This is a genomic window from Streptomyces sp. CA-111067 (assembly GCF_050956065.1).
GTDB lineage: Bacteria > Actinomycetota > Actinomycetes > Streptomycetales > Streptomycetaceae > Actinacidiphila.
On record NZ_CP192103.1, the window covers coordinates 6004722 to 6018420 of the forward strand.

A 13699-nucleotide genomic window follows, 5' to 3' on the forward strand; every position below is an offset into this window, starting at 1 on the left:
CCGCGGCCGGTGTCCGGCCCGTGCTCGCGGTCAGGCGGCGCCGGCCTTCAACTGCGCCAGCCGGGCGTCGATCTCGGCGCCGTCACCGAGCGCGTCGAGCGACTCGAACTGCGCGTCGAGCGAGGACGCGGCCAGCTCCTCCTTGCCCTTGGCCCGGGCCTCCTCGCGGCGCACCTTCTCCTCGAACCGGCCCAGTTCGCTGGTCGGGTCGAGCACGTCGATGTTCTTGACCGCGTCCATCATCTGGTTCTGCGCCTGCGCGGACTTCGCGCGGGCCACCAGCGAGTCCCGCTTGGACTTCAGCTCGCCCAGCTTGGCCTTCATCTGGTCCAGGCCGGTCTTCAGCTTGTCCACGATCTCGGTCTGCGAGGCGATCGTCGGCTCGGCCGTGCCCGCCTCCTTCTCCGACTGGAGCTGCCGGCCGAGCGCGATCTTGGCCAGGTTGTCGAACCGGTCCGCCTCGGCCGCGTTGCCCGCGGTGCGCAGCTCGTCGGCCTTCCTGCTGGCCGCGAGCGCCTTGCCGCCCCACTCCTTGGCGGCGGCCTGGTCCTCGGCGTGGTCCTGCTCCATCAGCCGCAGGTTGCCGATGGTGGTGGCGACGGCCTCCTCGGCCTCGCTGATGTTGTTGGTGTAGTCCCTGATCAGCTGGTCGATCATCTTCTGCGGGTCCTCGGCCTGGTCGAGGAGTGCGTTGATGTTCGCCTTGGCGAGCTGGGTCACCCGGCCGAGGATGGTCTGCTTGGTCATCTGCGCTGCTCCTTTTGTGCTGCTGGGTGTCCTGGTTGGGCCATTCGGGCGGGACGGGGCTCCCGCGGGCGGACGAGGGGGGTGGCACGGGGTTCCGCTCGGCGCGGCTGGTCCCGGGGGGTCGTCAGAAGCGTCCGCCGCCGCCCATCCGGCCACGGGTCTGGCCGCCGCCGAAGCTGCCGGGGCCGCGGCCGAAGCCGCCGCCGCCCATGCCCCCGCCCATGCCCCGGCCGTAGCCGCCGCGTCCGCCGCCGCCGCCCAGGATTCCGCCGAGGATGATGCCGCCGAGCATCGCGCCGCCCATGCCGCCGCCGGACCGCCGGCCGCCGTAGCCCGGGTAGCCGCCGACGTCCTGCTGGGCGAGCTGCTGCGCCTCCCGGGCCAGCCGGTCGGCGTCCCGCGCGTGCGCCAGCGCCTGGGCCGCGTCCACGGCCGCCGCCGAGTCGGCCTGCTGGAGCAGCCGCTCGGCCTCGGTGAGCCGGGTACGGGCCTGGCTGCCGATCGCGCCCCGGTGCGTGGTGATCACGTCCCTGGCCGCCGACACCTCGCTGCGGGCCGCGAGCAGCGCCTGGTCGAGCAGCCCGCGCGCCCGGCGCTCGCCGACCTCCTGCTCGCGCGCCCCGGCCAGCGTCTCGTCCAGGGCCGCGTCCGCCTCCTCCACCCGGCGCAGCCCGGAGATCGGGTCGTACCGGCCGCCGGCCAGCTCGGTCCGTACGTCGGTGAGCACCGTCTCGGCGCGGGCGATCCTGCCCTGGAGGTCGGCGGTGCCGGGGCCGGCGCCGCTGCCCGCGAGCAGGCCGCGGGCCTCGGCGAGGTCGGCGTCGGACTCCGCCAGCGCGTCCTGCAGCCGGGCGTCGGCCTCCTGGAGCTCCTGCGCCCTGCGGGTGACGGAGTCGGCCAGCGTCGCCGCCTGGTCGAGCGCGCCCTCCGCGGCCCTGACGAAGACCGCGGCCCGGCCGTGGTCGGTGCCGATCGCCGCGGTCGCCTGCTCCAGGCTGCCGCGGGCGAACTCCAGCCGGTCGCGGGCCTCGGCCGGGTGCCCGGTCACCGGCTGGAGCGCGGAATCGGCGTACTTCTGCGCCAGTGGGGTGAGCGCGCTCTCCGCGGCGGCGATCCGGTCGGGCAGCGCGGCGGCCGTCGCCTCGGCCTGCGCCAGCACCTCGGGCGCGTTGGCCTCCATCGCGCGCAGCCGGTCGAAGGACTCCGACTCCGCGTCCAGCCGCCGGTTGGCCTGCGTGCAGCGGGACAGGATCTCGTCCAGCATCTGCCGGCGGGTCTCGTCGTCCTCCGGGAAGGCGTCGTCCAGCTTCTGCCGCAGCCGGAAGGCGGCGGTCAGCTCTCCCTGCGCGTACTGGACGGCCTCGGCGAACGGCTCCGCGGCCTCCTCGCCGAACTGGGCGGCGGCGAACCCGACGTCCTCCTGGCTGGTGCGGACGGCGTCGTCGGTGGCCACCAGCAGCTGCCTCGCCTGCGCGTCGAGTTCCGGCAGCGGCGTCGGCTGCGGCGTGCCCCAGCCCTTCGGCCTGGCCGGACCCGCCTGCGCCGGCGCGCCCACCCCGGCCGGGGCCTTGGCGCGGCGCCGCCGGAAGGCGAACAGCAGGATCAGCCCGGCGGCGGCCACGGCGGCCACCGGGATCCACAGGTCGCCCGCGGCGTTGCTGGTGCTGTCGGGGCCCGGGTCCGCCACCCCGGGAGTGATCGCCGGCGCGGCCACCGCTTTGCCGCTGAGCACGGCGTCGTACCCGTTCGCGGCGCCGACCGCCGCGCCCGCCCAGTCGTTCTGCCGCAGCGCGGGCTCGACGGCGGTGCTGTTCACGTCGTTCAGCTGGGTCTGGGTCAGCCCCGCGTCCTGGTCGACGGAGACGGCGTACTGCCGGTCGTGGGTGGCCACGGCCAGCAGCAGGTCGTCCCGGCCGAGGCCGTTCTTGGACGCGGTCGCGTTCGCCCAGTCCTGGGGGGCGCGGCCGGAGAAGTCGCGTACGTACGCGACGAAGAGCTGGAGGTGCTGGGTCTGGTCCAGGTTCCGCAGGGCGGCGGCGACCTCGGGTTCACGGGTCTCGACGGCGTTGACCTTGTCGGTCACCTGGCCCGTCCGGTTCAGCGTGACCGGGTCCTCGGCGGTCGCCGTGCCGGCGGCGCTCACGGTGAGCGCGGCGAGCACACCGAGCGCGGCGAGCGCGCGCCGCGCGCGGAATGCGCGGAATGCGCCGGAGGCGCGGGGCGTATGGCGTGCCGTTCGCCTCATGCGCGTCGCGCCTTTCGTGTCGTGGATCTCCCGGTTCGTCCGTTCTCCGGAGGCTATGCGTCAGCGCTTCGGGCCGCGAGCGGACAGCTTTCGGGGGTGGGCGGTGCGGTTCGTTTCCGGGTGCGGCCCGGTTGCCTTCCGGTGTTTCCCGCCCGCCCGCCCGTGCAGGTGCGTCCTTAGGTGCGGGTCTTCTGGTGGGTGGGGTCGGTGCCGGCCCGGGGCACCTCCTCGGATTTCCTCCGTGCGGGTTTGTTTTTCGGGTGCGCCGCCGTTTGTCGGAAATCCTGCGGGGGCACCCCGGTCCGTCCCCTCCCGGGCCGGACGGCGGCTTGAGGCCGCGGGGGGTGATCGGTGGGGGTGCGGGTCCGTCGGCGGCTTGAGGCCGCCGGGGGTGATCGGTGGGGGCTGGGGTCAGCGGCCGATGGTGGTCAGGGCGGACAGATCCTCTTCGGAGAGGGGGAGGCCCGCGCCCGCGATGTTCTCGTGGAGGTGGGCCGGGGAGGACGTGCCGGGGATGAGGAGGATGTTCGGGGAGCGCTGGAGCAGCCAGGCCAGTGCGACGGACATCGGCGGGGCACCGAGGCGGGTCGCGACGCGGGAGAGGGCGTCGGTCTGGAGCGGGGTGAAGCCGCCCAGCGGGAAGAACGGCACGTAGGCGATGCCGTCGGCCGCAAGCCGGTCGACGAGGTCGTCGTCGGCGCGGTGGGCGAGGTTGTACATGTTCTGGACGCAGACGACCGGGGCGATGCCGCGCGCCTCGGCCACCTGCTCGGGGGTGACGTTGCTGACCCCGAGGTGGCGGATCAGGCCCTCGCGCTGGAGCTCGGCGAGCGTCCCGAACGGCTCGGCGAGCGAACCGGGGTGGGTGCCTTCGGCGTCGCCCATGCGCATGTTGACCAGGTCGAGGGTCTCGACGCCGAGGGCCTTGAGGTTGCTGTGCACCTGCTTGCGCAGGTCCTCCGGCTGCCGGGCGGTGGGCCAGCCGCCTTGTGCGTCCCGGTCCGCCCCCACCTTCGTGGCGATGAACAGCGATTCGGGGTACGGGTGCAGGGCCTCGCGGATCAGCTCGTTGGTGACCCGCGGCCCGTAGGCGTCGCTGGTGTCGATGTGCGTGATGCCGGCCGCGACCGCCTCGCGCAGTACGGCCACGGCGCCGTCCCGGTCGGCGGGCGGCCCCATCACCCAGGGGCCGGCGAGTTGCATCGCGCCGTAGCCGAACCGGGTGACGGCCGAGTCGCCCAGCGTCCAGGTGCCGCCGGGAAGTGGTGCCGTGGTCGCGCTCATCGTTGTGCCTTTCGTCGCGTGGGTGGCGTCTGCCGCCTCCCTGGGTGAGTATCGGAGAGTTACTTCCCGCGGGGAAGTAGGCACTCTGGAGTGCGTAACCAACCGAAAGGCGAGACCGGTGGAGCCGACAAAGGCCGCTCAGAGGGCGCAGGCGAAGGCGGAGTACAACGCGTTCCTGGCGGCATGCCCCAGCCGCCGGCTCCTCGACCGGATCTCGGACAAGTGGGTCGTCCTGATCCTGTGCGCACTCGGCGGCGAGTCGCCGGACGCCGCGCGGGCGATGCGCTACTCCGAGATCTCCCGCCTGCTCGCGGGCGTCAGCCAGAAGATGCTGACGCAGACCCTGCGCGCGCTCGAACACGACGGCCTGCTCACCCGGACCGTCACGCCGACCGTCCCCATCACCGTCACCTACGAGCTGACCGATCTCGGCCTCTCGCTGCACCAGTTGACGGGCGGCCTCAGGCAGTGGGCCCAGACCAACATGGACCAGATCCTCGCCAACCGCGAGGCGCACGAGGCCGCCCGCGGATAGCCGTGCCATCGGACTTGCGGCTGCCGCTTCTGGTCCCCGGACGCCGCCGCATACAAGGGCCTGGCCCAGATGTACGAGTTCCCGCCGCCGGCCGGCGCGATGCACTTGTCAGTAACCCGCACTCGGCAACAGACCCCAGCCGCCCACCGATCACCCCCAGCGGCCTCAAGCCGCCGACGGACCCGGGAGGGGACGGTCCGGGGTGCCCCCGCAGGGCTGCGAACGACATGGGGCTTCACGATCTACCCCGGTGCCGTGAACAGCCCGAGGAGGTGCCCCGGGCCGGCCCCGACCCCACCCACCACAAGACGTGCACCCAAGGACGCACCCGCACGGGTGGGCGGGTGGGAAACACCGGAAGGCAACCGGCCCGCGCCCGGAAACGAGCGGCCCCGCCCACCGGGCGAAAACCCCCCTAAGCGCGCCGCCGGCGAATCGTGTTGCCGAGCCACACCAGCGGATCGTACTTACGATCCACCGCCCTCTCCTTCAGCGGAATCAACGCGTTGTCCGTGATCTTGATGTGCTCCGGGCACACCTCCGTACAGCACTTCGTGATGTTGCAGTACCCCAGCCCGTGCTCCTCCTGCGCCGACCGCGCCCGGTCGACGCCGACCTCGGCGGCCGCGTCCAGCGGATGCATGTCGAGCTCCGCCACCCGCATCAGGAACCGGGGCCCGGCGAAAGCGCCCTTGTTCTCCTCGTGGTCGCGCACCACATGGCACGTGTCCTGGCACAGGAAGCACTCGATGCACTTGCGGAACTCCTGCGACCGCTGCACGTCCACCTGCTGCATGCGGTACTCGCCGGCCGGCACCCCCTTTGGGGGGACGAAGGCCGGGACCTCGCGGGCCTTGGCGTAGTTGAAGGACACGTCCGTCACCAGGTCGCGGACCACCGGGAAGGCGCGCAGCGGTGTGACCGTCACCGTCTCCTCGGGGGTGAAGACCGACATGCGCGTCATGCACATCAGCCGGGGGCGGCCGTTGACCTCTGCGGAGCAGGAACCGCATTTGCCGGCCTTGCAGTTCCAGCGGACCGCCAGGTCGTTCGCCTGGGTGGACTGGATGCGGTGGATGATGTCGAGGACGACCTCGCCGTCGTTGACCTCGATCTCGTAGTCCCGCAGGTCGCCGCCGTCGGCGTCGCCCCGCCAGACCTTGAAGTGTGCTGTGTAACTCACCCGGCCAGCTCCTCGTCCGTCAGGTATTTGAGCAGCTCGTCCCGGTCGAAGAGGGCGAGCAGATCGGCCCGGATCGGGTCGGTGGGCCGGCGGGTCAGTCCGATCTGGCCGCGCTCGGGGTCGGTGGCCGCGAGGCCGCCGGTGGGGTCGGTGAGCCGGCAGACCAGGTTGACCTGGCGCCAGCCGCGGTCCATGCCGGGGTGGTCGTCGCGGGTGTGGCCGCCGCGGCTCTCGGTGCGTTCCAGCGCGGCGCGCGCCACGCACTCGCTGACCAGCAGCATGTTGCGCAGGTCGATCGCCAGGTGCCAGCCGGGGTTGAACTGCCGGTGGCCCTCGACGCCGGCCCGCCGGGAGCGGGCCCGCAGGTCGGTGAGCCGTTCCAGCGCGCTCGCCATCTCCGGGCCGCGCCGGATGATGCCGACCAGGTCGTTCATGACCTGCTGGAGCTCCTGGTGCAGGGTGTACGGGTTCTCCGGCGGCCCGGCCGGCGCGGCGTCGGGGGCTTCGGGGTCGTCGGCGTCGGAGGCGATGCCGGCCTCCGCGCTGAACGGCCGCAGCGCCTCGGCCGCCGCCGTGTCGATCTGCTCCTGGGGCGCGAGCGGGCGGTCGTCGGCGCCGAGAGAGGCCGCGTGCTCCGCCGCGTGCAGGCCCGCGCGGCGGCCGAACACCAGCAGGTCGGACAGCGAGTTGCCGCCGAGCCGGTTGGAGCCGTGCATGCCGCCGGCCACCTCGCCGGCCGCGAAGAGCCCGGGCACGCCCTCGGCCGCCGCGGTGTCGGAGTCCACCGCGACCCCGCCCATCATGTAGTGGCAGGTCGGGCCTACCTCCATCGGCTCGGCGGTGATGTCCACGTCGGCCAGTTCCTTGAACTGGTGGTGCATGGACGGCAGCCGGCGCTCGATCTCCTCGGCGGGCAGCCGGGTGGACACGTCGAGGAAGACCCCGCCGTGCGGGGTGCCGCGGCCCTCCTTGACCTCGGAGTTGATCGCCCTGGCCACCTCGTCGCGGGGCAGCAGCTCGGGCGGCCTGCGGTGCTTGTCGGGGTCGGTGTACCAGCCGTCGGCCTCGTCCTCGGACTGCGCGTACTTCTCCTTGAAGACGTCCGGCACGTAGTCGAACATGAACCGCTTGCCCTCGCTGTTGCGCAGCACCCCGCCGTCGCCGCGGACCGACTCGGTGACGAGGATGCCCTTGACCGACGGCGGCCAGACCATGCCGGTCGGGTGGAACTGGATGAACTCCATGTTGATCAGCGGCGCCCCGGCCAGCAGCGCGAGCGCGTGCCCGTCGCCGGTGTACTCCCAGGAGTTGGAGGTCACCTTGAACGACTTGCCGATGCCGCCGGTGGCCAGCACCACCGAGGGCGCGTCGATCACGAACAGCCGGCCGGACTCGCGTACGTAGCCGAAGACGCCCGCCACGCGGTCGGGTCCGTCGCCGTCGGCGGCCTTGAGCACCCGGGTGACCGTGCACTCCTGGAACACCTTCAGCCGGGACTCGTAGTCGCCGGTCTCGGCGTAGTCGTCCTGCTGCAGCGAGACGATCTTCTGCTGGAGGGTGCGGATCAGCTCCAGGCCGGTGCGGTCGCCGACGTGCGCCAGGCGCGGGTACTCGTGGCCGCCGAAGTTGCGCTGAGAGATCTTGCCCTCGGGGGTGCGGTCGAACAGCGCGCCCCAGGTCTCCAGCTCCCAGACCCGGTCGGGGGCCTCCTTGGCGTGCAGTTCGGCCATCCGCCACTGGTTGAGGAACTTGCCGCCGCGCATGGTGTCGCGGAAGTGCACCTGCCAGTTGTCGCCGGAGTTGACGTTGCCCATGCTGGCCGCGATGCCGCCCTCGGCCATCACCGTGTGGGCCTTGCCGAACAGGGACTTGCAGATCACCGCCGTCCGCATGCCGCGTTCCCTGGCCTCGATCGCGGCCCGCAGCCCCGCGCCGCCCGCGCCGACCACGACCACGTCGTACGCGTGCCGTTCAACCTGTGTCATCTCAGAAGAACCTCGGATCGTCGAATGCGCCGCTTGACACCAGGTACACATAGAGATCGGCGACCCCGACGCTGATCAGCGAGGACCAGGCGAGCAGCATGTGGCGGCCGTTGAGCACTCCCACCCAGCCCCACAGCCGGTAGCGCACCGGGTGGGCGGAGAAGTGCCGCAGCTTGCCGCCGATGATGTGCCGGCAGGAGTGGCAGGAAAGGGTGTACGCCCAGATCAGCGAGATGTTCAGGACGAAGACGAGGGTGCCGAGTCCGGCGTGCCCCCAGGCCCCGTGGGTGTCGCGGAAGGCGAGCGCGGTGTCGTAGGTGAGGATGCCGGCCACCGGCAGCGCCAGGTAGAAGAAGTACCGGTGCACGTTCTGCAGGATCAGCGGCAGCCGGGTCTCGCCGGTGTACTTCGCGTGCGGCTCGGCGACCGCGCAGGCGGGCGGTGAGGCCCAGAAGCCCCGGTAGTACGCCTTGCGGTAGTAGTAGCAGGTCAGCCGGAAGCCGAGCGGGAAGACCAGTACCAGCAGCGCGGGGGACAGGCCCCACCAGTGGCCGAACAGCGCCCAGTCGGCGCCGCCGCGCATGTCCGTGCAGTTGGACGCCAGGCAGGGCGAGTAGAACGGCGAGACGTAGGGCGCGGCGTAGTAGTGGCCGTTGGCGAACGCCCGCCAGGTCGAGTAGACGACGAAGATCCCCAGGCCCAGCGCGGTGACCAGGGGCGGCAGCCACCATCGGTCGGTCCGCAGGTGCCGGGCCGGGATCGCGGCGCGGCCGGGCGACAGGACGCCGCGGGCCGCGGGGGTCGTGGGGGTGGACGGCAGCGAGGGGGAGGAGGGAGGTGAGGGGGGTGGGGTGGTTCCGGTGGCCAAGGAGGACTCTCCGTACGGGCGGTGATCGGGGGGCGCGCGGCTCACGGCCGCGCGCTGAAGCGGGCGCGGCGGGCGGGCGGCGTGCTCAGGGCGCGTGCCGGTGCGGCGAGCCCAGCCCCTCGTCCTCGGCGTCGTCCCACAGCCCGCGGTCGTAGGGCGCGTCCGGGATCGTCACCATCTCGACCGGCGCGCGGCCGGCCAGGGCGGGCACCGAGCTCTGCAGCAGGGTCAGCGACTCCCGCAGGTGGCCGGCGTCGGTACGCACCCGGCGCATGTCGAGGCTGTCGCCCGCGTGTTCGTCCAGCCGCCCGACGCACCTCATGAGGTCGTCCAGACGCCGTTGTACCGATGTCAGGTCATCGTGCAGAGACATGGTTTGCCCTCACCATCTGCCGCCTTGCGGTGGGTGACGCTGCCGCATTGGAGTGTCGCGCGTCACACCGTGCCTTGTGAAGACGGCTGCACGGATTGCCGTACCTGTGGGCCGGACGGGTGGAGTCGGTGCCCGCTGTCGGCGGGTCGGCGCGGGTCCGGCGGCGGGCCGGGGTCCCATTTACCCGAAATTAGCTGAAAAACAGCACATCAGACCGGATGAGTCCCTGGCGGACGCCGTACCAGCGGTGGACCGCAGGCCGCGGAGGTGCCCGACCCATGAACCGCAGCGCGAACCCCACCGCTGTCCCACCGGTAGCGCGGGGCCGCGCGGTGCGCGCCGCCATGGCGCTCACCGCCGGTGCCGCACTCACACTCACCGCCTGCTCCTCCGGCGGCGGCAACGCCGCCGGCAGCGCGGGCACCGACGTGGCCGCCGTGTCCCGCTCGGGGGTCCGCGACGGCGGCACCCTGCGCTGGGCGACCGACGAGATGCCCCGCACCCTGAACGCGTTCCAGGCCGACGCGGACGCCGACACCGAGACGATCGCCGGCGCCACGCTGCCGGCGATGTTCCGGCTCGACGGCCACGGCAACCCGCAGGCCGACTCCGACTTCCTCAGCAAGGCCGCTGTCGTCTCCCAGCAGCCCCGCCAGGTGGTCACCTACCAGCTCAACCCCAAGGCGAAGTGGAGCGACGGCCGGGCGGTCGGCGCCGCCGACTTCGTCGCCCAGTGGAAGGCGCTGAACGGCAAGAACGCCGCCTACTGGACCTCCCGCAACGCCGGCTACGACCGGATCGCCGCGGTCGCGCAGGGCAAGGACGTGCACGAGGTGAAGGTCACCTTCAGCACCCCGTACGCGGACTGGCGCTCGCTGTTCAGCCCGCTCTACCCGTCCTCGGTCACCGGCAGCGCCGACGCCTTCAACGACGGCGCCCGCACCAAGCTGCCGGTGGTGGCGGGACCGTTCGCGGTCAAGGCGGTGGACGCCCACGCCGGCACCGTCACCCTCGACCGCAACCCGGCCTGGTGGGGCGACCGCGCCAAGCTCGACCAGCTGGTGCTGACCGCCGTGCCGCGCGACAAGCGGGCGACCGCGCTGGCGGCCGGCACCCTCGACCTCGGCGAGATCGACCCCGAGTCGATGAAGGCGGTCGCCGCCGACAAGGGCGTGGCCGTCCGCAAGGCCCCCGACGCGGCCTACGCGCAGCTGGCCATGAACGGCACCTCGGGGCCGCTCACCGACGAGCGGGTGCGCCGCGCGGTGGCCCGCTCGCTGGACCGGCAGGCCATCGCCAAGTCGGTGCTCGGGCCGCTCGGGCTGCCCGCGAAGGCACTCGGCAACCACCTGGTGCTGCCCTCGCAGGACGGCTACCAGGACCACAGCTCGGCCCTCGGGGGCACCAGCGTCAGCCAGGCGCAGGCGCTGCTGGCCGACGCCGGCTGGCAGCGGGCCGCCGCCAAGGCCGGCGACCAGGCCGCCGGACCCGCCGCGGCGCCGGCCGCCACCCCGTCGGCCTCCGCCTCGGGCAAGGCGTCCGCCAAGCCGTCGGAGACCCCCTCGGGCAAGCCCGCCGAGGCCCCCGCCGACGAGGGCGGCGGCGAGGGAGGCGGCCAGGCGGCGGCCCCCGGCGCCGTCACGGTCGTCGCCCCCAGCCGGGCGGTGGCCAAGGCGGGCAAGGACCTGACGCTGCGCTTCGTGCTCCCCTCGGACTCCCCGACGCTGGACGCGGTCGGCAACCAGATCGCCAGGATGCTCTCCGGGATCGGCATCAAGACCGAGCTGAGCCGGGTCGACGGCGACGCCTACTTCCAGGACCACATCGCCTCCGGCGACTTCGACCTGGCGCTCTACTCCTGGCCGGGCAGCGCCTTCCCGGCCACCGACGACACCCCGATCTTCGCCAAGCCGGTGCCGGCCCCCGACGGCTCGCTCACCGTGGCGCAGAACTACACCAGGGTCGGCACCGACCAGATCGACCAGCTGCTCAGCCGGGCCGGCGGCGAGCTGAACGCCGGCACCGCCCGTGACCTGGCAGCCCAGGCGGACTCCAGGATCTGGGCCGCGGCCGGCTCCATCCCGCTCTACCAGCGCCCCGAGGTGGTGGGCCTGCGGACGAACGTCGCCAACGCCGGCGCGTTCGGCTTCCAGACCCCCCGATACCAGGACCTCGGCTTCCGCAAGTAGCCGCGGCGCGGCGCCCGGGCCGTCCGCCTCGGACGGTCCGGGCCGCCGGGCCCCGTACGATGGACGGACAAGGCCGCGGCGTGACCCTGCCCGGCGGGCGAGCGCGTCAACGAGGAACGCGACGCCAATCCACGATTCCGGGAGAAGCGCCGCCGCATGTCCACGCGCCACGATATCCGTAACGTCGCCATCGTCGCCCACGTCGATCACGGCAAGACGACCCTCGTCGACGCCATGCTCAAGCAGGCGGGCGCCTTCGCCGCCCACCAGCACCTCGACGACCGGATGATGGACTCCAACGACCTGGAGCGCGAGAAGGGCATCACCATTCTCGCGAAGAACACCGCCGTGAAGTACCACCCCAAGGGTGGCGGCGATGTCATCACCATCAACATCATCGACACCCCCGGGCACGCCGACTTCGGCGGTGAGGTCGAGCGCGGCCTGTCCATGGTGGACGCGGTGGTGCTGCTGGTGGACGCCTCGGAGGGCCCGCTGCCGCAGACGCGTTTCGTGCTGCGCAAGGCACTGACCGCCAAGCTGCCGGTCATCCTCTGCATCAACAAGACCGACCGCCCCGACTCGCGGATCGACGAGGTCGTCAACGAGACCTACGACCTGTTCCTCGACCTGGACGCGGACGAGGACCAGATCGAGTTCCCGATCGTCTACGCCTGCGCCAGGGACGGGGTGGCCTCGCTGACCAAGCCGGCCGACGGCACCGTGCCGGCCGACAGCGACAGCCTGGAGCCGTTCTTCTCCACCATCCTGTCCACCGTGCCGGCCCCCACGTACACCGAGGGCGCGCCGCTCCAGGCGCATGTCACCAACCTCGACGCGGACAACTTCCTCGGCCGGATCGCGCTGCTGCGCGTGGAGGAGGGCGAGCTGCGCAAGGGGCAGCAGGTCGCGTGGATGAAGCGGGACGGCTCGGTCGCCCAGGTGAAGATCACCGAGCTGCTGATGACCGAGGCGCTGACCCGCAAGCCCGCCGAGCTGGCCGGCCCCGGTGACATCTGCGCGGTGGCCGGCATCCCGGACATCACCATCGGCGAGACGCTGGCCGACCTGGAGAACCCGGTCGCGCTGCCGCTGATCACGGTGGACGAGCCGGCCATCTCGATGACCATCGGCACCAACACCTCGCCGCTGGTCGGCAAGGGCGGCAAGGGCCACAAGGTCACCGCCCGGCAGGTCAAGGACCGTCTCGACCGCGAGCTGATCGGCAACGTGTCGCTGCGGGTGCTGCCGACCGAGCGCCCCGACACCTGGGAGGTGCAGGGCCGCGGCGAGCTGGCGCTGGCGATCCTGGTGGAGACCATGCGCCGGGAGGGCTTCGAGCTGACCGTCGGCAAGCCGCAGGTGGTCACCAAGGAGATCAACGGCAAGGTGCACGAGCCGGTCGAGCGGATGACGGTGGACTGCCCTGAGGAGTACCTCGGTGCGATCACCCAGCTGATGGCCACCCGCAAGGGCCGGATGGAGACCATGACCAACCACGGCTCCGGCTGGGTCCGGATGGAGTTCGTGGTCCCGGCCCGCGGCCTGATCGGCTTCCGTACCGACTTCCTGACCGACACCCGCGGCACCGGCATCGCGCACAGCATCTTCGAGGGCCACGAGCCGTGGTTCGGCGACCTGCGGACCCGCAACAACGGCTCGCTGGTGGCCGACCGCTCCGGTGTGGTGACGCCGTTCGCGATGATCAACCTCCAGGAGCGCGGGGTGATCTTCGTCGAGCCGACCACCGAGGTCTACGAGGGCATGATCATCGGTGAGAACTCGCGCTCCGACGACATGGACGTGAACATCACCAAGGAGAAGAAGCTCACCAACATGCGGGCCGCCTCCGCGGACAACACCGAGAACGTGGTGCCGCCGCGCAAGCTCTCCCTGGAGCAGTCCCTGGAGTTCTGCCGCGAGGACGAGTGCATCGAGGTGACCCCTGAGACGGTCAGGATCCGTAAGGTAGTCCTCGACCAGAAGGAGCGCGGCCGGGCCGCCTCCCGCGCCAAGAGGTGAGTGCCGCCGCGGTCACGGCGTGACCGCGGTTCGAGGTGGCGTGATGGAGGGGTCCGGTGCTGTTCGCCGGACCCCTCCCGTATACGTGTGAGACGTCCGATATTCGGACGACGGTCACCGTTACATATCTCACACAGTCCGATTCGAGGCTGTCTGTCTGCTTCCAGAATGTCCGGATTCTGGAACCTCCTTGGGCTTGATGTGACCAAAGCGAGACCGCGTGTGTGTCGTTCCGACCTCAAACGTGCCCGATAGTGGAGCAAGTTGA

Annotated in this window: 10 protein-coding genes; 3 read left to right on the top strand and 7 right to left on the bottom strand. The window is 72.0% G+C overall.

The window, feature by feature from the left end; all coding sequences use genetic code 11:
* Window positions 1-30 precede the first annotated feature (30 nt).
* The 3 genes from ACQPW6_RS26570 to ACQPW6_RS26580 form a co-directional block, all read right to left on the bottom strand.
* Window positions 31-747: a PspA/IM30 family protein gene (locus ACQPW6_RS26570; protein ID WP_433892194.1), complete on the bottom strand. Its 717-nt coding sequence runs from the start codon at window positions 745-747 to the stop codon at window positions 31-33.
* A 124-nt stretch (window positions 748-871) separates the two neighbouring features.
* The gene (locus ACQPW6_RS26575) at window positions 872-2992 is read right to left on the bottom strand and encodes a TPM domain-containing protein (protein WP_433892195.1); all 2121 of its coding nucleotides are present in this window, start codon (window positions 2990-2992) and stop codon (window positions 872-874) included.
* A gap of 411 nt (window positions 2993-3403) precedes the next feature.
* Window positions 3404-4276: an aldo/keto reductase family oxidoreductase gene (locus ACQPW6_RS26580; RefSeq protein WP_433892196.1), complete on the bottom strand. Its 873-nt coding sequence runs from the start codon at window positions 4274-4276 to the stop codon at window positions 3404-3406.
* Window positions 4277-4394: 118 nt separating this feature from the next.
* Here ACQPW6_RS26580 and ACQPW6_RS26585 point away from each other — a divergent pair, with 118 nt between their 5' ends.
* Window positions 4395-4811 (top strand): winged helix-turn-helix transcriptional regulator, encoded by a 417-nt coding sequence (locus ACQPW6_RS26585; protein ID WP_433892197.1) that lies wholly within the window; start codon window positions 4395-4397, stop codon window positions 4809-4811.
* A gap of 415 nt (window positions 4812-5226) precedes the next feature.
* Here the strand turns inward: ACQPW6_RS26585 and ACQPW6_RS26590 are convergent, their stop codons facing one another.
* The 4 genes from ACQPW6_RS26590 to ACQPW6_RS26605 form a co-directional block, all read right to left on the bottom strand.
* Complete coding sequence (locus ACQPW6_RS26590; RefSeq protein ID WP_433892198.1) at window positions 5227-5994, bottom strand: succinate dehydrogenase/fumarate reductase iron-sulfur subunit; 768 nt, start codon at window positions 5992-5994, stop codon at window positions 5227-5229.
* Window positions 5991-7979, bottom strand: a complete 1989-nt coding sequence (locus ACQPW6_RS26595; protein WP_433892199.1) for a fumarate reductase/succinate dehydrogenase flavoprotein subunit — start codon at window positions 7977-7979, stop codon at window positions 5991-5993. Before ACQPW6_RS26595 ends, ACQPW6_RS26590 begins: the two co-directional genes overlap by 4 nt.
* 1 nt (window position 7980) lies before the next feature.
* Window positions 7981-8847 (bottom strand): hypothetical protein, encoded by an 867-nt coding sequence (locus ACQPW6_RS26600; RefSeq protein WP_433892200.1) that lies wholly within the window; start codon window positions 8845-8847, stop codon window positions 7981-7983.
* An 85-nt stretch (window positions 8848-8932) separates the two neighbouring features.
* Entirely contained in the window at window positions 8933-9220 is a 288-nt protein-coding gene (locus tag ACQPW6_RS26605) for a hypothetical protein (protein WP_433892201.1), read from the bottom strand.
* A 278-nt stretch (window positions 9221-9498) separates the two neighbouring features.
* On the opposite strand from ACQPW6_RS26605, the gene ACQPW6_RS26610 reads away from it, so the two are divergent.
* Window positions 9499-11409 (top strand): ABC transporter family substrate-binding protein, encoded by a 1911-nt coding sequence (locus ACQPW6_RS26610; protein WP_433892202.1) that lies wholly within the window; start codon window positions 9499-9501, stop codon window positions 11407-11409.
* A gap of 156 nt (window positions 11410-11565) precedes the next feature.
* Entirely contained in the window at window positions 11566-13431 is a 1866-nt protein-coding gene (gene typA, locus ACQPW6_RS26615) for a translational GTPase TypA (protein ID WP_433892203.1), read from the top strand.
* Window positions 13432-13699 lie beyond the last annotated feature (268 nt).

Coding starts and splice junctions, on each gene's coding strand:
- typA (WP_433892203.1), top strand. CDS start 11,566: ATGTCCACGCGCCACGATATCCGTAACGTCGCCATCGTCGCCCACGTC.
- ACQPW6_RS26605 (WP_433892201.1), bottom strand. CDS start 9,220: ATGTCTCTGCACGATGACCTGACATCGGTACAACGGCGTCTGGACGAC.
- ACQPW6_RS26595 (WP_433892199.1), bottom strand. CDS start 7,979: ATGACACAGGTTGAACGGCACGCGTACGACGTGGTCGTGGTCGGCGCG.
- ACQPW6_RS26575 (WP_433892195.1), bottom strand. CDS start 2,992: ATGAGGCGAACGGCACGCCATACGCCCCGCGCCTCCGGCGCATTCCGC.
- ACQPW6_RS26570 (WP_433892194.1), bottom strand. CDS start 747: ATGACCAAGCAGACCATCCTCGGCCGGGTGACCCAGCTCGCCAAGGCG.
- ACQPW6_RS26610 (WP_433892202.1), top strand. CDS start 9,499: ATGAACCGCAGCGCGAACCCCACCGCTGTCCCACCGGTAGCGCGGGGC.
- ACQPW6_RS26580 (WP_433892196.1), bottom strand. CDS start 4,276: ATGAGCGCGACCACGGCACCACTTCCCGGCGGCACCTGGACGCTGGGC.